This window comes from Patescibacteria group bacterium, assembly GCA_041674405.1.
In the GTDB taxonomy this organism is placed as follows: Bacteria; Patescibacteriota; UBA1384; order XYA2-FULL-43-10; family XYA2-FULL-43-10; genus JBAYVT01.
On the sequence record JBAYVT010000004.1, the window covers coordinates 1 to 24593 of the forward strand.

The window sequence follows — 24593 nt, forward strand, 5'->3', positions numbered from 1 at the left end:
GATCGAAACTAACATATCGAGCGAAGCCAACTGATTAGATGTAATTTTCTGTAAACCTATCCCCAAAGAAACTAGAGCGACAATCGAGCCGACCCCCATAGCAACGCCCAAAGTAGTCAAAAAAGCCCTAAGCCCTTTGCTTAAAAAATGGATGGAAGATAAGCGCAAGATCTCAAATATTCCCAAATGCCCGGCATGAATTCTCACATTTTTGCTTCGCGGCTGCTCTTCCGGCTTGCCAATATCTGCAACTTTCTGATTGTGCACCTCTTTGATAACCTTCCCGTCTTCCATGTACAGGACCTTGTTCCCTTCATTCACAAAATCCGGATTATGGGTAACCATCACTATGGTCGTTCGCCATTTCTCACTTATCTCTTTTAAGATACTCATGATTTCCTTGCCTGTCGGCACATCCAAGTTGCCTGTCGGCTCGTCAACCAAAAGAATATCTGGATTCGTAATCAGCGCCCTGGCTATGGCAACCCTTTGTTGCTGCCCACCGGAAAGCTGCGAAGGTTTATGGCGAGCGCGATCTTTAAGCCCCAATAAAGACAAGTATTGAATCGCTTTTTTTCTCGCCTTTCTTGATTTTTCCCCTTGAAGCAAAAGCGGCATTGCCACATTATCTCTAGCAGTAAGAGCATCAACTAAATTAAACTGCTGAAAAACCATTCCGATTTTTTGGCCTCGGAATTTTGCTTGGTTTTTGGGCTTTAGCGCATTAATATTTATACCTTCAAGAAAGATCTTCCCATCTGTGGGCCTTTCTAGCCCAGCGAGAAGCGAAAGTAAAGTTGTCTTACCACATCCTGACGGGCCGTACACAACAACGAACTCACCTCGATATATATCCAGGTTTATCTGTTTTAGGGCGGGTACGTTAATACGCCCAACCCGATAAGATTTATTTATGCCTTCCGCAGTTATTTCTGGTCTGTCCATTTTGAATCCGCCTCTAATTCTTCTTCGTACTTGCTCAGATGGACAACTTCCCATAACGCTTCAAAAACTGCGATGCAAGTTGCTAGTATTATCAAAGCTGTAATAAAAATTGCCCCAGAAATTAATGCTTTTCGCTCAAGTCCGCCATCGGCATAAATTACCAGAACATAAATTCCGGCACCGACAAGACCAGTGGAAAAAATAATCCCCAGCGAAAGGATAAGGACTGCTCCAATTTTAATCAACGAATTTCTCATGACTATATAGACTCAATTACCTCTATTCACAAGATCCTTCGACTTCGCTCAGGATGACACTTCTGTGTCAATTTATGGACTTTCGACTTTATGGACTCAATAGACTTTATGGACTTTACAGACTATCTTATCCCCTCATCCACTTATCAAATCCCGATAGTGCATCTTGCAACGCTTTAACTATTATCTCGAATAATGACATATCGGTTGGGGCGTTTTCAGCCACAAATTTTTGGATAGCTGATGTAGTAACATTTTCTCCTGATTTATCGATAGTTTTAAGCTCAAAGCTGTAGTTCCTGGTAGGCTTTAGGTTTTCGATAAGAATTGTGTGTGACTGATTTAGAGCCTCATCAAGCGGCGTTTGCAAATTTAGACTTTCTCCCTCTCCGTATAGGACCTGTGATTTGGCTAATTTGTCAGTTTTGAACGTCACAATAACCGAAGCATTGTCCTTACTGACAGCGCCGGATTCAATCTTGATTGCTGAAATTACGCTCTTACCCGAAAGTTCATCGCTTGACACTCCGGTAAGTTCTCCGACTTTGTAAGTATAATTTGCATTGGTTTTTGCCGAAAAATCCAGATAAAAATTCTGGTCTGTCTCCCCGATTGTCACAAAGCTGCCCCCATCTTCTGACCTCTGAATACTGACATTGCCTTTGCCCTTCGGCCAATACAGCGCATAGGAAGGCTTTGTTGGGGTTGAAATATTTGAAACAAATAAAGTATCCAGGGAAGACATGGCGTTATCTGCCGCATAAACCATGTCGTGGTTTGCCGAAAAAAGATTTCTGACTGAACTCCAGATACGGCTGAATGAATTTGAAAGGGTTTCTGCGATTAAATCAAGAATCGATTTTTGCTTTACTTTGCTTCCAGTGGTAAACGTCTGGTCAGAAGAAAAGATCTCATTGCCTCGCTTATCCTTAGAAATCACCCTGAAATGATAGGTAGTTGCCGGATTCAAATCTGGCAAGATAACCGTATGCGAAGAATTTAAACCGGTGTCGATGTCGGTTTTTCTATCGTAATTTGCGCTTGTGCCGAATTCAACCTGCGAGGTGGCAGGCACGCTTGTTGACCAAGTGGCTTTCGCCTGAGTTTTGTCCGATATAACTCCTGAAGGCTCTACTTTGATATCAGAAATTTCAAGTTTGCCCTCGCCAATTATTGCATCGGGTAAAATGATTGTGGTATCCCCGGCTTTTTGGCTTGTAGTACGGGTAATATCCGTATCGGCAAGCGTTGCCGCGACCTCGGGTGTTATATTGCCGGCTAAATCAACTGCTTTGATGCTATATGAAGTTTTTAAATTTGCCTGCGACAAATCAAGATAGAACGAATATCCGGTTTTCGGATCGCTAACTATACCCCCGGTTATTCCATTCGGGCCGACATTTAAGGCAGATCCGTTTTTAGAAACCACATATCCTTTGAGGCCCGAGATTGCATCAGTTGATGATTTCCAAGCGATCGCTGCAGCAAAAATATTATCAGCCCTGTCTGAAACATCGTACATTACGGCATCTTCCGGTCTTCCCGGTGCAGTCGTGTCGATTGCAATTATATATTCGTCTGACGAGGCGCTGATATTTTCCATTTTGTCAGAAGCGCTAACGCGCACAAAATAGGTGCCGTCAACCCCGAATTCATATGCAAATGAAGTTGTTCCCGCATCAATTTCTGCTTCCGAAACAACATCATTTCTTCCCGATGCAGAGCCGATATTTATGATGTAGTTCTTAAGGCCAGAATTTATATCTTCAGACGCAGACCAGTTAAATGTCAATTTTCTGGCTGTGGCAACAATATTTCCGTTAATGTTTTGGGTCGTCTCTGTGACGCCTGGCTTTCCTGGCGTAGTCGGATTATCCGAATCAGCACGTGCAGTCACTTCGTTCGACACGCCGCTTTCGTTGCCGACCCCATCCAGTGCCGTTACTTTGTAATAATAATCTATGTTGTTAGTCGCATCAGGATCAACATATGTTGCTCCGCCTCCATAAATTTCAAATGTTTTGTTCGCAGAACCAAGATCAAATCCGGCCGCTGCTCCGCGATACACTTTAATTTTCAAAAGATCAGAATCAGAAGGATTAGTCCAGGAAAGAGAAATGGTGTGATTACCGGCTTGTGCAGAAAGAGCTGTTGGGTCAGCCGGAGCGGCGCGATCTAGTGTGATTGATTGCGAATAGGTAGCCGACTCGTTGCCGTACTGGTCTTTGTATTTGAGACATATTGTGTAGGCGGCATCGACATCAGGCAGCGCCAGGCCGATACTAGAAGCAACACCGATGTAATCGCTGTCCGAAAAATCAGAATTAGTCGAAGCAATTACCTGTGTAGCAGTGCCGTAAGTCAAATTTAGTGATAAATCGCGAGAATTCGTCGTTGATCCTTGCGCAATCGCAAACGAGCCTGACGGTGCGGGATTATCGTTAATGATCGTAAATGTGAGCGTGCTGGTCGCGCCAATAGAGGTATTTACAGGATTGGAAAGTGTGAAGACGATAGTTTTGTTCGAGCCCACAAGGTGATTGTTGATCAGCGTCAAATTAACACTAACTCCATTCTGTCCATGGGCAATACTCGCAGTACCATTGGTAAAAGTGTAATCGGTATCTTTAACTGCCGTACCACCAGTAGCTGCGTAATCAACAGAGGCGTCTGTGCCGGATATTTCAGAAAGGTTAATTGAAATGTTATTGGATCCAGAAGAAATTGAATTCTGGCTGGTTGCAGCAGCAAATTGCACGCTTGGATATCCAGTAATGGTGTGGACCAAAGCAGACATCGAAGTCTCAGCACCATCATTGTTTTCGGCTTTCATTTGATAAGCATACTCCGTACCAGCGGTAAGGCCGGAATTAGTAAAGCCCGAAGCCCCACCCCAGTCCGAATATGTTTGCCAATCAGCATCGTTTTGCAGGCTTCCATCAGCATGTTTGACATACTTTCCAAGAGTCTCATTATATATTGCATATCTGGTGCCAGCCGGATTGGAATTTTGATTTATGAAAATTTTAATCGCACTAGCTGAAACGGCAGAGGCATCTGGGGCTCCAGGCACATTTGCCAAGGTATATTTCGAAGCAGCCAAAGATGGGGCTGCCAAAACACCATCGCCGTTTCTTGCCCTAACCACATAGCTATAAGAAGTGTTGCTGGATAGTCCAATATTGGCTATTCCAGAATCTCCGCCCCAACCTTCTCTTGTTTGCCACGTTGCAAAGGCGCTCAATGTACCATCGGCTTTAAGATATTGTCCAGCGGCTGAGTTATAGATAATAAATTCGGTACTAGCCGGATTTGAATTTGCATTTATTATTATTGTTAAAGAGCTAGAAGAAGTTGCATTGACGGTTGGCGAAATTGAAGCATTAGCTGGCGAATAAACATTGGCAGTACTCGAGAAATCAGTGGTAATCATGTCGCCATTTTCGGCTTTGACCTTATATGTGTATGAGACATTCGGGCTAAGACCAACATTTATAAATCCGCTTGCACCACCCCAATCGGCATAGAGTTGCCAGTCTGGGTCATCTTGGAGCGTTCCATCAGCGTGTTTGACATATTTGCCGGCAGTATCATTGAAAATTGCATAACGAGTATTGGCATCAGGATTGCTATTTTTGTTAATAACAATCTTAATGCCGGAAGCGGTCGCCGACACTGTCGGGGCACCAGGAATATTGGCCAGTGTATAAACCGTCTTTTGATTAGAATCGTTTGAGCCATAATCATTGAATACATTTGCGTGGCGGGTATAGGAAGTATTGGCCGAAAGCCCGGTTTCATTCCAGCCTGTTGAATCAGCAGCTAAATCATGCAAGTCTGTGTGGTCGGTGTCTTCTACTTTCCAGCCAGTCTCTCCCGAGACATTACTCCAGCTCCAATTAACTTGTGAAGCTGATGCAGCCGTGCCATTAAAATCGTTGGGTGCAATTGGCGCAACACAGGCGCCGGTTGCGAAGTTTGAAATTGCAGACCAGCCTCCTGTACCATTTGCATCAGAGGTAGATGATACTTTCCAATAATATGTCGTCACGTCAACCAGGTCAGATAGGCCATGTTGGGTATCTGTAATATTTGATGTTGTACCAAGATTTGTTGCATTCGTATCCGTACCATAAGAAAAATTATAACTATTGGCGCCGCTTGCAGCAGCCCATGAAGCCAAAGCAGTGGTTGAACAAATATTGGATACTTGCCTGTTGGTAGGAGGTCCGGGAGGAGTAACATCAGCTCCGGCAATTGAATAAGACGTTTCTGTGCCATCGCCATTTTTGGCTTTAATCTTAAACCAATATTGAGTATTCCAAGGCTTTCCGAACAAATTATAAGTCGTCTCTGTCTGCCAAGCCATATCCACCGGATCTTGATAATCAGTTCCGTTGGCAGAATATTGAATCCAATAATTTGTGCCTTCGGGATTATTATTTGGGTTAATCGTCACATCGAAGTGATAACCATACGCGAGGACATAGTCCCCCGATACAGTCGGCGCAGACGGTGTATTTGCCAAAGTATACTTCGGCGCTGAATACGCTGGGTCGGAATCGCTGCCTGATCCGGCGGCAATTATCTTGGCACAATACTGTGTGTTGATACTTTTTCCGGTCACAGACTGCAAAGTTGCGCCGGCGGCCGCTGTGTAGTCGGGCGTATCAGGATAAGTTGCAAGCGAGCAGTCAGCATTGGAATTGGTCGAAATATAGACTTTGAATCCGGTCTCATCTGAGGAGTTATCGGTCCAAGTAGCATCAAACGAGGTAGAATCGATATTACCGATGGCCGCATCCGTCGGAGCGTTGGGCTTGCAGACAGCGCTTGAACTTATCAACCAGCCAACATTGCCAGAGCCGGTTGAATATGTCGCACAGAAAGAAGCACCAGTATTTGTCGATTTTGACACATCAACATAAGTGACTGCAGTAATCGTCGTCGGGTTAAATGCCCAGTTGGTTGTGCTGGATGGTGCTAGTATAATCGGATGGTTAGCTGCACCAGCAATGTTTACCTTATCAAAGTCGTAAGTAGAGCCGGAATGGAAAGTCAATTTTGATGATTGGGTCGTGTCTGTAAACGTGCCGTTAACAGTCGCGGAATCAGCAAATACTACGCCAGAAGCTGACGCATTGGTTGAAGTCAAATTATTGAATTCTTGAATAGAGGTCCCATTTGATGAAGTAATCGTCTGAGTGTTCGAACCATTCAGGGTCACCACTTGTGTGCCAGTGCCAGGCGTTACCGCAATTCCGGCAAAATTGATATTCCCGCCAACAGAAATTGAACCTGTGCCGAAGTCGATGGCATTGCCTGATAGGGTCCCACTCTGGCGTAAATCTCCTGCATCAGTATGAGAACCAGACTTAAGCAATATTACTCCGCCGTAGTTATTGCCACCAAGACCAGCATATAAACCATTAGAGGAAAGATTTACTCCATTCGTATCTAAAGTAGTGGTTTTATTAGAAGTTGCACCCGAAGCACTAATATAGCCAGTGGTAGTAATACCCGAAGAAAGTGTAAATGTCACATTGTTAGTTTTGCCTACGTACTGCACATTCATATTGCCAAAATTGTATCCGGCAATTGTAATATCCGAATTGGGATAATATTTAAGAAATCCACCACCAGACCAAGTAACCCCTGTGTTTACTAAAGGATCACCATCAGACTTGCCCAAATCTAAATAATGTCCTGATGACAGAACTCCTCCAGAATAGACATATAAAAAGTTACCAACATAAATTGATGTATCTAAGGTGGTAGTCTGTCCATTGTGAGCACACTTTAAATTATAGAAATCATAAGAAACTCCCGAAACTACCGCAAGTGCTTTCACACTTCCTGTCCCAGTCAAATCAACAGTAGAAGTGCCTGATGTTTCCGTAATATTCGTTCCGCTTGAATCCCAATTGCCTGAGACAGTCCAAGTGCCGGAGCCGTATTGAAGAACTCGGGTTGTGGAGCCGGAGGCAGTCATATTTGCGCAGAAAATATTGTGTGTATCAGCATTAAATGTGCCTTTGGTCAACGTGAAATCACTATTGGCGACAATATCGCCAGCTGCGGTGTAAGTCCCCGTTCCATTGAAAGTTAGTTTGTAATAAGTTGTCGCAGTGATAGTCGGCGTGCCTGCACCCCGGTATGTTATGGTCGAAGTCGAAGACGTGAAGGTGTCGTTGATGACCAAAGGCGTACCTCCGCCCCAAATTTCTATCGTTTTGTTTGAGGCGTCAAAATTACCAGCCGTAATTGTAAGCGTTGAACCCACAGTTATATCGCCCGCAGCGGTAAAGGTAGTGCCAGCTTGGTTGAAGAAGAGGTTGTAATAGCTGGCGGCAGCGACAGTCGTAGGACCCGATCCGGTGTATCTGACATTAGAAGTGAATGGATCAAACGTTCCATTAATTACAAGCGGCGTGCCAGATCCAGATAGGTAAAGATTGGTATTGCCCACATTGAAGGTGCCCGCGTTAACTGTCAAAACGTTGGAGACGGTGTTGTTGCCGACTTCTGTAAAGGTTGTCCCTGTGTGGTTGATATATAGGTTGTAATAAGTTGTTCCTTTTACATTTGTCGCTGATGTGCCCTCATAAGAAATGGTTGAAGTAGATGGTGTAAATGTACCAGTATTAATAAATGGTGTGCCAGAACCAGTGAGGTGAATAGTCTTGTTAGAAGCATTAAATGTACCAGCATTGTTAGTGAAAACAGATGAAACTGTAATATCGCCGGCAGCAGTGAATGTAGTACTAGTATGATCTAGATAAAGATTGTTATAAGTCGTACCAGCAATATTTGTGGCGGAGGAGCCGGTATATTTGAAAGTTGAAGTCGAAGCGGTAAGCGCCCCGCCCGGAGCAGTTGCCGTACCCAGTGAATAGAAGGAAGCTGGAGCGTTTTGGCTGTTATAATCGGTGGTAACCCAAGGCTGAGTCCAAGCGACGCCATTGCCGACTCTTAACTCATCGAAGTAGGCATTTGCGTACGACGGACCGGCATAGAGGTTTGCCCCCAAGCGCAATGATCCAGTCAAGACAGGTGCCGACGCGGATGTATTTTGCCCGACCTGAGTGGCACCGACATAAATCGTCCAGACACCACCGGAAGTTCGAGTTATGGTAAGCTTTTTCCAGCCGAGCGTTGTTATCGAGCCGGCTGGAGCTGTTACTACGCTTCCGGCGACATATGGAATATCGACATTGATCGAACCGTTAGTGTTGATAGTGGCAAATATCTGGCCTCCACTAAAACCACCCGGCCCCCTGCCGATGAAAGTGCTTACACTGCTCAATGAATTGAGATATGTCCAAGTGCCCCATGATGCAGTCGCGCTATCGAGCCCGACCGGAGAGGTCTTGGTGAAGTAGGCCGAACTGCCGTCGAGCATCATGCTTTTGCCCACTGTCCCGTTTGCGCTATATGTGACGCTTCCGCTTGGTGTCAGATCATTGATATTTGATGTGGAGTCTGTCGCATTACCGGAAGCCTGATTCATATGCCAGACACCGGCGAAGCCATTGCTCCAGACCGCCTGCTGGTCGGCGGCGGAGGGCATAGTCGCCGAAGAGTTGCCCCAATAGAGATAAAAAGTGGAATCAGCGTCACTGCTTAAAGAAGGAGCCTTAAACCAAACTTCCATCGTGTGTCCAGTGGTATCAACGCTTACGACTTGGTTTTTCAGGACAGTGGTTGCATTGGAGTCGGTAACGCGGATATCTTTTCCGTCAGAGGCGACCTGCGACCAGAAATCAGCAGGAATGTTGGCCTCAGTCAAAAGTACCGGAAAATCGCTTACTCCACCCGTGCCGATTTTGGTGTGGTCAATTGTAATAGTGGAGCGATGGCCCCAGCCGGTCAGCCAAGCGCCGGTAGCGCCCGGAGTAATCACAAATGGCGTTCCACTTCCGGTTAAATTAATTGTCTTATCCGCAGCATCAAATGTTCCGGCATTAATGGTAAAAACATTTGAAACTGTAATATCGCCAGCTGCTACATATGTTTCAACCGCTTGGTTAATGTATAAATTGTAATAGGTTGCTGAAGTTACACTTGTGTTACCCGAGGCATTTCCTGTATAGCTGATTGTCGAGGTAGACGGAGTAAACGAGCCGTTCAAAACGAAGGGGGCACCAGTTGAGCCAGCTAAGGTAATTGTTTTATTTGAAGCATCGAATGTGCCGGCATTAACTGTTAGAACATTATAAACTACAAAATTTGCCGCTGCCGTAAAGGTTGTATTGCTATGATCGAGGTAAAGGTTGTGATAATAAACCCCGGCAACATTAGTTGCAGCTGCACCTGTATACTTGACAGTAGATGTGGAACGATGAAAAGAGGCGATTGATGATACAAGAGGTGTACCCGATCCGGATAAAGTAATAGTATAACTAGACGCATCAAAAATGCCTGTATTTACAGTTAGCACCGAGGAAACCGTTATGTCGCCAGCTGCCGTAAAGGTTGTGTCGGCGTAATTGAAATACAGATTGTTGTAGGTAGTAGAAGCAACATTCGTGGCCAATGTACCCTCGTAAGAGATGGTCGAGGTCGCGGGCGTAAAGGTACCGGTCACAACGAATGGAGTAGTTGAGCCGGTGAGGTGGAGTGTTCTTGACGACGCACTAAATGCTCCGGCATTAATTGTTAACACACCACTAACCGTAATATCACCAGCGGCAGTAAAGGTAGTGCCGGTATGATCTGCAGCATAAAGGTTGTAATAACTTAAGGCATTTACATTGGTAGCGTTTGCTCCCTGAAACTTAACTGTCGACGTGCCGATCGTAAAGGTCCCTGCAATAGAGAGTGGATCTCCAGAACCTGTCAAAACAAGGGTTGTGCCGTCAAGATTAACTGTGGCCGTCGCTGGAATGACTAGATTGGGAGTTGTCGAAGTAATGCCCGCCCCCGAGTTGGGCCGCCAAGCGTTTCCGGCAAGGACATAAAGTTTTTGGTCAGTATCGGTTTGTGTTGCGCCGGTTGGAAGGGTTAGGTCCCCCGTACCAGTATTAACCTCAAAGAAAATGTCTTCATCGGAAGAAACCGAATTGTCGTATTTGGAAATATCAGTATTGGAAAGTGTTTGATTGTCGGCTGAACCGATGGATAAATGTTTTTCATAAAGTGCTATGCCGGATACATCACCGGAGACATATTTTGTAACCGCATTTGCTTCATTGGCATCGGCCACGCCATCAACAAAAACCGTGATCGTATCTCCAGCTGAAGGCTGGGTGACATTTGAGATTGACCAGGACCCTCCCGAAGTTGTACCAGTAGCCGCATCGAGGCTCCCATTGATTGCCACTTTGACCGTTTCACTATCGCCGCAGTTGGTTGACTCATCATACTGTTTGCAGGTGCCGGAAATGGTGATACCCCCGGCGGGTACTGAATAAAAGGTTGAGGCGGAACTCTGATTATTAAATTCAGTTTGAATCCAGGGCTGAGTACGAATAGTTGAAGAAGCGGTAAAATTTTCAAACTTTGCGCCTGTTTGCGATCCTCCCCAACTATTGTGTGCCCTCTGCCCTATGCCCACGTCTATCGCTCCTGTTGCATTTGGATCTCCATTCACCGTTGGATGGGCAACGTCTGAGCCATCGATATAGAACTTCATCGAATTCCCTGAAGGCGAGAAAGTGAGAGAAACAAAATGCCAACCCGTTGTAAGGACATTCCCAGCACCTACCCATCCGTTAACATTGTCGTAATAAGAAATTTCAGCATTGTTATAGTCCCACTCATACGAAACGGTGGAATCATTCGAATATCGACTAATAATTTGGTGGATGCCGTCTGAAACACTTGGAAAATAAACCATTCCTTCAAAGGTTTTGTCTTGAGCGTTAAGATTAAGCGAATCACTGCTGCCGACATTAATTGTTTGACCTGCGGTATATTGCTGCGACTTTCCGTAAAGGCCGTCGGCTTGAACAGGAGTATTTGCGCCCGATTTGCTACCTGTGTTGCCGTTTCCGCTTGAATCAGAAATAGTTGAAGTCGTCACATCGTTCATGTGCCAGACACCGGCATAACCGTTTGACCATACTCCCTGTTTCCAGGAGGCTGGCGGGGCAACCGCCCCAGTATTACCCCAGTAAAGCTTAAAAACAGTATCGCTATCGCTCGAAAGACCGTCAGCCTTGAACCAGAGTTCCATTTTTTTGTTACCCGTATCAAGAGAAACTAGCTCGTGATTCATTAGTAAGGTATCGTCGTGGTTCATTATCCTGATATCTTTGCCATCGGCCGCGACCTGGCTCCAAAACAAAGCCGGGATATTGGCCTCGGTGACAAGAACGGGGAAGTCGGCAACTCCGCCTGTACCAACCTTCGTGTGGTCAATCGTAATCGTGGTGTTATAATCCCAACTAGTCGGAGGAATGGGTATGGCTGTAAAGTCTTTTCCTGTGAGATCAGCTCCGGAAACCGTCGCACTCAAAGTTGCCGGGGTAAATGTGTAAGCTGTCTTGGTTGGGGTCAAAGTGTAGGTTCCATCGGGTACACCTGTAATCGTATAAGCTCCATTTTCGTCAGTATCATCGGATCTGGTACCATCAGACACAGTAACGCCAGAAATGCCAGTGCTAGACCAGTCGAGTATTGTGCCTGAGATGCTGTACGATGGCTCCTCGGCAACTGCAAAATCGGTGTCGGGCACATCTGATCCGCTCAATGCAACGTCGGTACTGGTGGGCGAGAATGTTAGCCCTTCTATGGTTGGAGTGACAGTCCATGTCATACCGCTAAGCAAAGGCGGACTCGTGTAATTACCGCCGCCATCGGCAGTAACATGAATTGTGGTTTGGCCAGAAGCGCTGAAAGCCACATCTGCCCCCGCTGCCTGGCTTGACGCTAGATATCTGACAATTACTATACCTGAGCCACCGTGCCCGCCAGCATAACTGCCCGAGTCAGCACCTGAACCACCGCCTCCGCCGCCAGTATTTGCCGTTCCGTCGGTTCCGTTTTGAGCCGATATGCTCCCGGCTCCGCCACCACCTTTTCCTCCAGCTTTGGCACTTCCACCACGATCTGTCCTCGCTCCTCCTCCGCCACCTCCGGCGATCCATCTTGTTCCTGAAATATCAACGCCGGCATTAGCTGCTGTGAGCAAGCTTGAATATGTTGACAAGCCATCTCCGCCAGCACCGGCAGTATCTCCAGATGCATTTCCTCCTACAGCGCCTGCGCCACCTCCTCCTGCTCCTCCCCAACCATATGCCGATGTTTCATCACCTCCATCATTACCTTGGTTTGCAGTACCAGAACCACCACTACCATAAGTAGTACCATCACTAGCGCTTCCGCCACCGCCACTACCACCATTACTACCTGCTGTTCCAGAATACGGCCAAGTACTAGTTGTTCTTGATCCACCACCGCCACCACCTACAGCCGTCAAGGTGTCGACGACAGAATTTTCGCCACTTTCCCCAGGAAGTCCTCCTCCCGCTTGCGCATTCCCGGCTCCTCCCAAACCGACAGTAACTGGATATGATCCAGCTGAAAATGAATGGGAGCTTTCATGCAATAATCCTCCAGCACCACCGCCACCAGCGAAATATCCGCCGCCGCCGCCGCCAGCCACTAAGAGAACCTCTGCTTCTGCGGCTTCGGAGACGACAAGCGTGTCATCGGATTTAAAGGTGCGGATAGTGTATGCACCATCATAGATAACTGTTCCGCCACTCATAGGATCGGATCCTGCAGCAACGGTTCCGCTAATAATGTTAGCTGCTACTGCAGTGGAATCTTGCCCTGTTACATTTGCATTGGTGATAGAAATATCTGATATGGTAGCGGGGGTAAAGCCATAATTAGTCTTGCTGAAAGCGAGATTATAGGTGCCAGGAACTAATGGTGTCGTGGTAAATGTGCCGTTAGCGGCCGTAGTGGCAGTTGCGCTTGAGGTGCCAGTAACCGAAACCGTAACTCCCGACAATCCGTTGCCACCGTAGGTAACGGTTCCTGATATAGTCCATCCATCTGGATCCCCATCAGTGACAGTTGGGGCTGGGGCAGCTGCTAGTGCCCATGTGCCCTGATCTGGAGTGGCAGCATTGGCATCTTTATAAACATCTGTCATCGTCATTGGATCTTGTATATACCAGTCGCTACCGCTCTGGTAGAGCATGCCCATATAGTCCGTTTTCATATATTGGCCAGGACCGACAGAATCATACTGTCCGTTAAAATTTGTATTCCCTGCGCCGGCGACCAAATAGCCAGTACCACTAACTGTTACCGAAGTTGGTGCCGGGCTATCGCTTCCTGCAATTACCCAAGTACCAAGTGGCGAAGATGAGTTATTCGTATAAGTTCCCAATGTACCAGGCCCACCCATGTTGTAATAGATCGAATATGTTCCCGTCCAGTTAGCATCTCCAAGTTCCCAGTAAGAATTAGAAGCATTATAATAGTACGCTATGCCATTCGAATTCATGCCTGTCATATTAGCATCAAAAACATAATTCCCATTTGCCGCGCTAATCCCTGCGCCGCTGACGACATAAAGCGATGATTTTCTGGTAACAGTCGGCGCGCTACCGGGACTGTTGGCAGTCCAGCTACCATCTTGGGGATTTGCTGAATTTGTATAATACAGCATGTACATCCCATTAGGATCCATAACTTGCCATTGGCCGTAATTTTGAAGCACAAAGTTACTACTATTCATGTAGTAGCCGCCTCTGTCTGTGTATGTCCCATTTACCTCCGAGTATCCCGCACCTGAAGCAACATAGTCTGATCCATTAAGAGTAAAGGTCGGTGCTGTGCCCCAATAAGAACTCCATGATCCGACAGGAGTGTCACCGGTTGTTGTGAACATTTTTAGGCCTGATTGTTCGGAAAGAACCCAGTCACTGCCTGATTTGGTTATAGTACCCTGGCCCATCATGCCAGACATTGTATAAGGACCATCGTCTGTGCCATAATAAAAACCATCCAAATTCATGGTTCCGGAAATCGAGTAAAGGTGGTTTGTCGCTGCCTTCACCGGCTTAGGCGCAATAGAATTATAGCCCCACAAGCCAATCCCAAATGAGAAAAATAACAAAAATAAATAATGAGCCCACTTTGCCCCGCTCCACAAATGCCATCTGTAATACCATTGAAACTTCATCCGGCAAAAATTGTGTGCAGGTTCTAAGTGCGGGATTAATGTTCTCGTACTTTTTTGAATTTTCATAATTTCATCATCCAATTCCATGATTGTCATTCCGCAACGCTTGCTCCGATATTTTAATATTTTTGATCGCAGCAAAATCTCTCATTTTATTTTGCACAACAAAATAATGGGCGTGAAATACGCTTTTCCCAAAATAAGTAAATTGTATTCGGATTTACTATCACCGCCCCTCGCAAAATTGCACTCGATAACACACAAGAAAAGTGAGAAACTCGCTTTAGAACTCGATGGACTCCCTCCATCATGTTTTCATTATATAGTATGCCCAGCTATTGGACAACCAATATTATCAAGATTTTATTCAAAAAATTATCTGTAGCGCAACAAAATTGGCAAGAGCAATAAAAACACTTTTAAAAAGCGGAAAACAAGAAATAAGCAAATCTCTTCGAAAATTATTTCAATGAAATAGACACATCGCCCGTATTGATGTTCCCGGTAGAGTTGTTAAATAAAATCGTATTTGAACCAGTGTTCACATTCACACTGACATTCTGGTTTGAATATATTTTTTTGGTGACTTGCGTAAAAATTGCATCGGAAACATAGACAGTCGCTTTGTTTATATTGACTGAATTTGGCCCTGTTAAATCATTTTTGAATGTAAAAGTATTGCCTGGAGCATCGCGATCAATGACTATAAGTTCACGCGCATAAACCTGCGCCGGTAGGAAATCTTGGAAGTGGTGATGTTTTCTCATCAACCCCTGGTCCTGGAAAAAAACGGCGTTTGTGTCGATTACAATCAGATTTTCCAAATTTGTTTTCATTTGAATATCACAGCCGTCTCTGTGGCAATGGCTGTGAATCCGAGTTTTGACATCCGAACTGGCAGCATATGCGTTTGGCATAGCCACCACTATCAATACCAGAGTGACAAAAGTAGCCAGAACAACTCTCGCTATTTTCTGTAAATAAACCATTCGGTTCACCTCCTTCCGTAGCAAAAATAAAAAACGCCATAAGTTTACCCGACGGCGCTCAATATTCCTATGGATTTATTTACTATCTCAACCTTTTAATCTTGAATGCAAGTTCGAGGATTTTAAGATTTTGGGTGTATTTTTGACTTTTGTCCGCCAGCTAGCGGATTGACTTTTGAGCTATCCGCGCGTATACACTTCTGCGTGGTTTGATACCCCAAAAGACTTTCCGAGATATTCGTTTAGGGCAAGCATCGCTTCATCGTATTTTTTGACTCTAAGCTGGCTTTTGTGAGAGCGCGCAGCCTCTTTTTTTATTTCGATATACTGGTCTATTGGAAAAATAATATTGGGCTTGCCAATTCCCCACACACTGTAATACCACACTTCCGGCTTTTCCTTAAGCTTGGAATAAGCGGTAAAAAAATGTTTATGGATCACCACGTGATCCGGGTGCCAATCTGATTTATCCGGCACCAAAATTAAATCAATTGGGCGGGTTGCAATTTCCTCAAGTATCCGAACCCAAAGATCAGAATTTGCCGGGGAATCATCTTTAAGCCGAAGAAAGTTTACTTCGGAGTGCCCGAGCACCCGCACCGCTGAAACGGCTTCTTTTTCGCGGGCATCAATCAATGATTCATCTCGCGAGCCAATCTTGTTTCCTTTTGCGCCATCAAAAAAATAGAGGGTTTTAATTTTCGCCCCACCCTGTATTAGGTGTGCAAGCAACCCTCCGCAGCTAAAAACATCATCATCGGGATGAGGAGAGAGCACAAGAACATGGCCTGCTATCACATGGTCAACTACTTTTGCAGAAAGCCATGACCTCGCAGCAGAATGAACTAGGTCTTCTTCTTTTTTATGGTGAACATGAAACATGGCAACCCAAGAATTACGAATTAAGAATTACGAATTAAGGTTTTGGATTTTTTTATTAATCCATTTGTCATTTTACTTAACTCGACTGTTTTTAACGCCAATCCTTTAAAGCAAATGTCAGTAATAAAATTGACATCTTTAGCAATAATTAATTGGTTTTGTACTTCAGTCAAAGATCCCAAGGAAATCGAATAAAAGTTTGCTTTATCCTTTGATTCTTAATTCTTGCTTCTTGATTCATCTTGACTGATTTATGATACTTGATTCTTAAAATATGCGGAGGAAGATTTAAAATTTATCTCTAGCTAACTTTTGGTACACTTCTTCAATTTGTCCAACGACTATCCTCCAGTCATATTTTTTTGCCGTTTCCTTCCCTTCTCGAGCTAGCTTCGCAGCTAACGCCGGATGTCCGATAATTTCAATTACTGCCTGCGCAATTTGGCTTGGGCTTTCTGCTTTAATCATTATCCCGTTTTTTCGGTCGGATACGATGTCAGCAATTCCACCCACTTTTGTTGCGATGACTGGCACTCCTGTGCTCATGGCCTCCAAAACAACAATGCCAAATGTTTCTGAGATTGACGGCAAAACAAAAACATTCCATCTTTTCATATATTTTGTTGGATTGTCGATCCTACCAAGCAAAGTCACGTGTTTTTGTAATTTGGCATTTGTAATTTGTAATTTGAGCGCCTCACGCTCTTCGCCCTCACCAATAATTTCAAGAGTGGCAAGGGGAAATTTTTTTATTATCTCCGGCATGGCAGCAATCAAATATTCTTGTCCTTTCTGTAAATTCAGGTTTCCGATATTGCCAATAATCGGAGGTTGATGCCCGTGCCTAGCCTGAATGTTGCAAGCTGAGAGCTGCAAGCTTTTAGTGTCGATCCCGTTTGGAACAACCATAACTCTTTTGGCTGGAGCCATCTTATTTTTTATAAGAAAATCCGCAACGGCATTTGAAACTGCAATTATGGCATCCGTTCGATAATTTAAAATACGCAGGGCTCTTTTCTGCAGCCATTCATTGACCCTGTTTTCAAGATGGTATGATTCATTCCAAATATGTTCGGTATATACTTGATATACGCCTTTTGGTGCTGCTCTGCGTCCGATAAAACCCGCTCTCGGCCCGTGCGTATGAACTATCATCGGGCGAAATGGGTTATCGCGAGTCTGAATTTCCGAAAGGATTTTTTCCAACCTGGATTTCGCAGAAAAATCAAACTTTGATCTGAATTTTATTTCGAGAACATGAATGCCATCAATTTCGCGAACCTTTCCTGAAAGAATTCCGGGCGAACATACCAAAAAAGGCTCGAACTTTTTCTGGTCGATATTTTTAAGAAGGCCAAGAACATGGGCTTCCCCGCCCCCAAAACCGCTGTCCGCGATAATCTGTACTACTTTCATGCGTTTATCAACTTCTTTCGCTTCTGTATCGGCGGCCATTTTTTTAACGCGTTCTTTCGAAGTTTCTTTTACCACAATTCTCCAATGCCAAAATAATCTTTGTCTTAGAAAACTTTTATATTGAGATATATTTTGTCGTATACAAAATCACAAAAACCAGCACGTAAATTATTGCCAGAAACACCCCCAGCGAATGATTGAATCTCTTACTGCCAAGCATCAGGTAACCAAGCGATAACCCGAACAAAATTCCAGAAAAACCAATCGTTAGAGTCTCTATCGGGTTTCCCCACATCTGGTTCGCCACTACGTCTAGTACCAACAATAGCAAAGCAAGCAATGACAAAGAAACCGGATTGAACAAAACTCCTAACTCGCTTTTAGAACTAGCCTTAGCCATGTTCCCCTCCAATTATTCGATTAACTATAGACTTCTAATTAATTCTACCGCTTTAGCGATTCGCTTTAAAGATTCCTCTCTTCCAAGCGCAAACATTAACTCGACGGGCGAGGGTGATTTTTCTTCTCCCGACAAAGCTACGCGAACCGGCCAGAAAACATCACCATTGGTCAAATTATTGTCCGAAACAATTGATTCTAACACTCCCTGCAAGCTCTCTGCATCCCATTTACTTTCCGTTTTCAACTTTTCACTTGCCACTTTAAGCGCGGTAGCTGTTTTCTCTTTATCTGATTTTCTAAAAATTAGAAGAGCTGCCTTGTACTCTGGTTCCTTTCGCAATTTCAAAATATATTCCGCCGCATCTCTCAAGGTAACATATCCCCCGCGCCCGATAAGCTCGACTTCACCCGGAATGAGTTCTGCTACACCGAAATCTGCCAAATATTTCGAAATTTGATCTGAATTTTTGAGATTTGAAATTTGAGATTTGAGATATTGAGAATTTATTGAATTTAATTTCTCAATATTGAATATCGCCGGCGCCTTGTTCACATTCTCGATCTTAAATTCTTTTTCAAGTTCAGAAAGTGTGAATATTTCCCGCTCGTCTTTGGGGTTCCAGCCCAGAAGCACCATGAAGTTTACCAGCGCCTCCGGTAAATACCCTTCACCTTTGTAATCAGCGATACTGGTTGCACCGTGGCGTTTCGATAGTTTCTTTTTATCCGGACCGAGGATCATCGACAGGTGTGCGAATTCCGGCGCTTTCCAGCCCAACATTTCATACAAAATTAAATGTTTCGGCGTTGATGATAGCCACTCCTCCGCCCTGATCACATGAGAAATTTCCATTTCATGATCGTCGACAATTGAGGCCAAATGATAAGTCGGGTAGCCATCAGATTTCAAGAGAATCTGATCATCCATAAGCGATAGATCGAATTCAACTTTCCCTCGAATCAGGTCATTTACAACGACTTTTCCGCTTTGGGGCATCTTCATTCTGATCGTATAGCATCCCTCTTTCATATCTTCGAGCTTGAAATTAGCATCCCTGCAGTATCCTTCGTACTTGGGCGGGCGTTTCTCCTTGATCTGTTTTTCATGATCTTCGGCAAGCTTCTCCTTCGAACAAGTACATATGTAGGCTTTTCCGGCCCGAACAAGATCAAAAGCATGCTTTTTGTAGGTCTCAAGACGCTCGGATTGAATCATAATATTTTTAAGATTGTCAGGCTTGATTCCTAACCACTTCAGAGAATCAATAATGCGCTCGGTTGCTCCTTCAACATATCTTTCTCGATCAGTATCTTCAATGCGTAGAAAAAATTCTCCATCCTGACTCTTGGCGAATAGATACTCAAAAAGAGCTGTTCTTGCAGCACCGATATGCAATTCTCCTGTCGGACTTGGGGCAAATCGAGTTCTTATCATGCCTTAAGATTACCACAAATGTCTTGCCATTGCGAGCAGTCCGCCAGCTGGCGGATGACGAAGCAGCTTTTTAGTATTCATCCTTGTCAAATTGAAGAATCCAGCAATTTGACGATGTAGAAATCACCCCTCCACCGCCGAGATCAGATGCTCAATATGGGGCGGCTCAACACTTTTGTCAACTCCGATCACGTCTATCCTGATTGTGCGGCTCGGATACTTCTGCTCGAGGATTCCGGCCAAATTCCGTAGTTTTTCCTGCTTCGCACGCCTCACCAGGTCTTTAGCCGGACCATATCCTTCCCCCTTCACCGTCTTCACTTCTACAAGAACAACAACTCCGCCGGCTGGCGGATCGAACGCCAATATATCGATTTCTCCGATCGAAAGTTCAATATTCCTGCCCAATATTTTGTATCCAATAGATTCCAGATAATCACACGCCGACTGCTCCCCTTCATCCCCGGTTTGTCTTTTCTTCGATTTACTCATATTTATCTTTCGCAGCTTCCCACAATAGCTCAAATTTTTGCCTTTCAATTTGCGCGATTGCCGGATTCTCGATCACCGTCGCGAATGGCTCCTTTTCCGAGTGAGCAATGAATACTACTTTATTCGGATAGATCTGCGTCTCTACGGCCGGATTAAATTGATCTTTCGGCAAGAATCGAGTTCTTCTCATCTCCGCCCGATCATTTCCCAAAGATTTATAATTTTGCTTATCGTCCGGAAATATCATGCGCAATGAAATTTTTTTCTTAACCCTTTCGGTTACAAAAGCGTCGTTTTCTTCTGGGTTTTGATACCAAAAACCGGGATTTGCTAACACCAACCTTTCCCCGCCCTCAGGCCCTTGAAGTCCCTGATAATATACCTGTCTTACACCCTCTAATCCTTCATACAATGAAATGATCGGTTTAGATGGCGATTTGCTAGTTAATGCATCAAAAAGGGGCAGAGAATCTCGAAATTGATTTTTCTTCTGTTCTAAGGCGGTTACCAAATTTTCTGGGCTGACTACCGAATACATGGTGTGTGTTAGTTCTGCTGTTCTTGACCCGATTCCCTTATCGATGAATCTGTCAAAAATTTGATAGCATGTTGTGCGTTTGATACAAGATTTACGATATATATTCCACATCGAAGATGGCCCAATCTCACAAGAGGCAAGATACACTCGTGCCTCATTTTCTTCAAATCCAAGTAGTTTTAGTTTTTTTACTAAATTCCAGTCTGTCGTCATGTTTTATGACATTGTACCAGCAGAATAAATTTTAATCAAATATGATTCTAAATTCGGGATGTCAAAAAATAATAAATCCCAATATATGTCGTTAATGTTGACAATCAATTATGCTGCTGCTAATTTCTCGACGCGAACCAAGACTGAATCGGGAGGTTGACCAACATGTCCGACCGTAATCTTCTATGTGCCCGAGAGATTCTTGAGAAGATCTATCTTTCACGGTATATCTTTCTCTCTGGTCTTTCAGGGTACGACACCGAAGCACAATCCGCCATTGGCACCTTCGTGGTGCCTACATCCGAGCAACTTCGCTACACAGCCGAACAACTCGGCTATGTCTCCGCCACCGAGCGCCACTCGTGCGTCAATCAGCTCGCATATTCACTCACTGCTCTGCTTGTCCGCGATCATGCCGGGCAATTCGCGTGTTACGATCTCGAGTCATTTCGAGACCTCTCCTCTGGCTTCCAGATGTGGAATACCAAGGAGCACTTCGAGCACAAGAAAGTGCTTCCCCGAGACACGGAGTTCGAGATTAGCATGCACGTGACGCGATCTCGAATCAGCCCTCACGGGCTGAGCGTCGTCGAAGTGGAACTCAACAGGGGCGTCGATGGTTATGTCCATTTCGCCGTACAGGTAGATTAGGAGGTGAGATCAGAAAAACGAGCCTTTAGGGGCTCGTTTTTCATATTTAGATCACATTATTTCAATTTACTCAGCTTTGGTCTCTTCGTCTTCGGCTTCGTCAGCCTTTTCCTCTGTGGGTTCGGCAGCACGCTCGTCTGTGTTTGATCCGGCTTCGACTTCCTCGGCTTCACCATCAGCTTTTCCGCTTCTGGCTGCTAGGGCGCTTTCCGCCTTCTTTGCTAGCTCGGCGTCTTTCTCCGCTTTCTTCGCAGCATCGGCTTCGGCTTGTTTGGCTTTTTCCGCCTCAATTTTGGCTAGCTCTTCCTCGGCTTCTTTCTCTTCCCACATCTTGTACTCGCGGCTTTGTTCTTTCAGGCGGGCATTCTTGCCGGTAAGCTCGCGCATGAAGTAAAGCTTGGCACGACGAACCTTCGAGTGTTTGATTCGCTCTATCTTGATGATTCTTGGCGAATGAAGCGGGAAAACTCGCTCAACACCGATACCAAAAGACTCCTTGCGGACTGTGAAGGTGCCATCAAGGCCTTTTCCGTGCTTCACTGCAATAACAAGGCCCTCAAAGATCTGGACACGCTCTTTGGCGCCTTCTTTGACCTTGAGGTGTACTCGAATCGTGTCACCAGAGACAATGTCCGGAACATTTTTTTTCATCAATTTTTTCTCGATTGTGGTTTGCATTTTACAATTCCGATCTAATTCAGACTTCTGCACTCAAGATTTTGAATTCAGGAGTCCGCTCTCCTCCCGCCAGTGACGGGAGGAGAGCCGGAGAGGGCGACGAGCCCGGTGGACCTTCGTCCAAACGAGCAAGTCGTGATGCTCCACTCTACCCTGCAGGAGTCGAGTGGCTTGCTGCACGAGGACAGCGCGCTGACACTAGCCCCTCGTGCAACGAGATGGAGTCTCTCGTGCGAGCGTGTTACCTCACCGTCGCCGAAAACTGGCTCCTCGCTAGGGGCGAGGACTCGAAGTGATAGACGAGGGCCTGCGCCCATCCCGGATCTACGGGAACCCTCGGGCTTAGCAGGATCTCCGGGGTGCTGATGAGCCGAGGCCCATCTGCCGCGACAATGTGTACTCCTTCGCCAGGCATACGGTAGACAAGCAAGTTCCCGCCCTCGGACCAGGCATAGCCGCACAGCCCCCTGACGACACTCTGGAGGGTGTGCTGCCCGAGCTTGACCAGCTCACGGACGAGGTCTTCGTACCCCGAACGCATGAGCTGTATCCACTTTGCCCTACGATTCGAACTTCTCTTAGCCATCGTGCTTCCTCCTCAATGCGGAATTGGCACTAGGCATCCTGCTGTCAGGTTTATTTGGCGCATGAAGTCCAGCGCCTCCTCTCGTGTGTGATTGACCCTCTAAAGGGCCTTGCTGCGTTTCTGAAACAACCCCACTCGCACAGAAAGTTCTGCAACCACCTCCCTTGAACACTATGAGATTTTCGGCAGGCAGGATTCCCCGATCTATGCCTACCGACAACCATTGCTAAATTGCTGTATTGTTAAATTGCTACCAAAACAATTTAACAGTTTAACAATGTAACAATTATTTTTTATCTGCCTCTACAGACACAAAAGTTCTTTTGTCTTTATTGCTGTTGAAAGCAACTACTCTTTTCTCTTGAAATTTGACCATGCCGTCTTTCAGCGCATAAAGCGTATCGTCGCAGCCAATTCCGACATTTGCTCCGGCATGAAATTTGGAACCGCGCTGGCGGACGATTATGCCTCCGGCAAGGATTTTCTGGTCACCAAAAACTTTGACGCCAAGTCTTTGCGCTCGTGAATCCCGTCCCAGTCTTGTACTACCAGCAGCCTTCTTATGTGCCATATCAATTCCTTCGGAATAATGACTAAATCCAAATGTCAAATTTCAAATTTGGGAATTAAACCATTTTGTTTGTCATTTGAAATTAGGATTTAGGTGCTTGTAAAAAGAGAATTTCTCTTTTTACAACCTGATAATCCCGCCCGTAAACTAAAGGCGGACGAAGTAGAGTATAACCCATTTTTTCGATCTCGTCAACACTCGCAGCGAAAAGGCTGATCTGTCCGCCATCTGATGATTCGACGAGGGGAAAGACGAGGCAAACAGCTGACAGCTGACAGCTGCTAGCTCGCAGTAAACTAGCCAAGTTTTTAAGAAAACCCAGATATATTCCTTCTAGCTTCTTAAATTCGCCAAGAACAGCATTTTTCGAGGGCTTAAATTTTTTTGGTTCACCGAGATACGGCTCGGCGACGATGATTACATCGCGAGTCGAAAGTTCCAAGTCCAAAGTCGAAAGCGGGGCAAGAAAATCATGCTTGGTTGCGTCAGCTTGAAAGATTGAAAATGTTTTGCCTGTCATTGCGAGCCCGGAGGGCGCGGCAATCTTTTTAATAGATTGCTTCGTCATTTCATTCCTCGCAATGACCCATTCTATGTTTAGTTTCGTATCCATCACAGCTTTTTCCGAAATATCCGAAGCAATAATATCGTGCCCAAGCATGAGAGCTTCTATGGGAATATTGCCCGATCCGCAGAATGGATCGACGACAATAGATTTATCATTTGATTCGCCAATACTTAGATTCACCATCATTCGAGCTAGCTTCGGCGGCAACATTCCGGAATATTTATCTCCGGCTGGCTTGCCATAATCACGCTTCGACCACTCGAACGGATTCGATATTGCAATCAATCGACCCAAATACTCGTCAAAGACACCTACTTCGACTCCCTTGCCATCTAGCTTGTTGGTTTGTGAAACAATTGTTGAGAGCTCCTGCCCCTCCTTAATCGCTACGAATCGAGACTTAATTTGAGGCTTAAGGGCAGTCTTAACTTCAATTCCAAGCTTGTTGATATTCAAAGTTCGTTTTGAAAAATTTGAGATTCCAAAGTCAATTTTCGAACCATTTTCACTTTTTTCAGCGATCACCATATCAATGATCTCTTTTTTAAGATCAGGACTTGCCTTTTTGTACAGTTCAAATATCTTTGTCGTTCCGCCCAGGCTGCTTATCAAGCTGTCAGCTGTCATCTGCAAGCTACCAGCTTCTTCAAACTTGATGATAGCGATATTGTCGGATACACTTGAAATGCAAAAACCAAAACCAAAGCGTCCTAAAACCGCCTTTACTTCAAGGAGGGCTAGCTCGGATTCTCTACCGAGTACGAAGGCGAATGTATTTTTGTTGTGATCTGTGTCCATAAATTCATCTAAATCTATCACGAATAGG

Annotated in this window: 15 protein-coding genes and 1 pseudogene; 1 reads left to right on the top strand and 15 read right to left on the bottom strand. The window is 45.1% G+C overall.

Going from position 1 to position 24593, the window contains the following annotated elements; all coding sequences use genetic code 11:
* From WC080_02970 to WC080_03020, 11 genes and pseudogenes are all read right to left on the bottom strand, one after another.
* Positions 1 to 945: ATP-binding cassette domain-containing protein (locus WC080_02970; protein MFA7244222.1), on the bottom strand; the 945-nt coding region annotated here is incomplete at its 3' end.
* A complete protein-coding gene (locus WC080_02975) occupies positions 927 to 1202 on the bottom strand; it encodes a hypothetical protein (protein ID MFA7244223.1) in 276 nt (91 codons plus the stop codon). The genes WC080_02975 and WC080_02970, both read right to left, overlap by 19 nt.
* 127 nt (positions 1203 to 1329) lie before the next feature.
* On the bottom strand, positions 1330 to 14442 hold the full coding sequence (locus WC080_02980) for a DUF2341 domain-containing protein (protein MFA7244224.1): 13113 nt from the start codon (positions 14440 to 14442) through the stop codon (positions 1330 to 1332).
* Positions 14443 to 14807: 365 nt separating this feature from the next.
* On the bottom strand, positions 14808 to 15335 hold the full coding sequence (locus WC080_02985) for a hypothetical protein (GenBank protein ID MFA7244225.1): 528 nt from the start codon (positions 15333 to 15335) through the stop codon (positions 14808 to 14810).
* Between the two features lie 180 nt (positions 15336 to 15515).
* On the bottom strand, positions 15516 to 16217 hold the full coding sequence (locus WC080_02990; protein ID MFA7244226.1) for a PIG-L deacetylase family protein: 702 nt from the start codon (positions 16215 to 16217) through the stop codon (positions 15516 to 15518).
* 20 nt (positions 16218 to 16237) lie between these two features.
* Positions 16238 to 16420, bottom strand: a pseudogene (locus tag WC080_02995) (four helix bundle protein).
* An 85-nt stretch (positions 16421 to 16505) separates the two neighbouring features.
* Entirely contained in the window at positions 16506 to 17708 is a 1203-nt protein-coding gene (locus WC080_03000) for a glycosyltransferase family 4 protein (protein MFA7244227.1), read from the bottom strand.
* A 40-nt stretch (positions 17709 to 17748) separates the two neighbouring features.
* Complete coding sequence (locus tag WC080_03005; protein MFA7244228.1) at positions 17749 to 18033, bottom strand: hypothetical protein; 285 nt, start codon at positions 18031 to 18033, stop codon at positions 17749 to 17751.
* 24 nt (positions 18034 to 18057) lie between these two features.
* Entirely contained in the window at positions 18058 to 19470 is a 1413-nt protein-coding gene (gltX, locus tag WC080_03010) for a glutamate--tRNA ligase (GenBank protein ID MFA7244229.1), read from the bottom strand.
* 123 nt (positions 19471 to 19593) lie between these two features.
* The gene (locus WC080_03015; protein ID MFA7244230.1) at positions 19594 to 19962 is read right to left on the bottom strand and encodes a YraN family protein; all 369 of its coding nucleotides are present in this window, start codon (positions 19960 to 19962) and stop codon (positions 19594 to 19596) included.
* Entirely contained in the window at positions 19955 to 20713 is a 759-nt protein-coding gene (locus tag WC080_03020) for a helix-turn-helix domain-containing protein (protein MFA7244231.1), read from the bottom strand. The genes WC080_03015 and WC080_03020 overlap by 8 nt, the downstream gene beginning before the upstream one ends.
* A 165-nt stretch (positions 20714 to 20878) precedes the next feature.
* Here WC080_03020 and WC080_03025 point away from each other — a divergent pair, with 165 nt between their 5' ends.
* The gene (locus tag WC080_03025) at positions 20879 to 21364 is read left to right on the top strand and encodes a hypothetical protein (GenBank protein ID MFA7244232.1); all 486 of its coding nucleotides are present in this window, start codon (positions 20879 to 20881) and stop codon (positions 21362 to 21364) included.
* A 66-nt stretch (positions 21365 to 21430) separates the two neighbouring features.
* Here the strand turns inward: WC080_03025 and rplS are convergent, their stop codons facing one another.
* From rplS to WC080_03045, 4 genes are all read right to left on the bottom strand, one after another.
* Positions 21431 to 22042, bottom strand: a complete 612-nt coding sequence (rplS, locus tag WC080_03030) for a 50S ribosomal protein L19 (protein MFA7244233.1) — start codon at positions 22040 to 22042, stop codon at positions 21431 to 21433.
* A gap of 241 nt (positions 22043 to 22283) precedes the next feature.
* The gene (locus WC080_03035; protein ID MFA7244234.1) at positions 22284 to 22628 is read right to left on the bottom strand and encodes a hypothetical protein; all 345 of its coding nucleotides are present in this window, start codon (positions 22626 to 22628) and stop codon (positions 22284 to 22286) included.
* 286 nt (positions 22629 to 22914) lie between these two features.
* Positions 22915 to 23199, bottom strand: a complete 285-nt coding sequence (rpmA, locus tag WC080_03040; GenBank protein ID MFA7244235.1) for a 50S ribosomal protein L27 — start codon at positions 23197 to 23199, stop codon at positions 22915 to 22917.
* Positions 23200 to 23281: 82 nt separating this feature from the next.
* A complete protein-coding gene (locus tag WC080_03045) occupies positions 23282 to 24565 on the bottom strand; it encodes a DNA methyltransferase (protein MFA7244236.1) in 1284 nt (427 codons plus the stop codon).
* Positions 24566 to 24593: the final 28 nt, after the last annotated feature.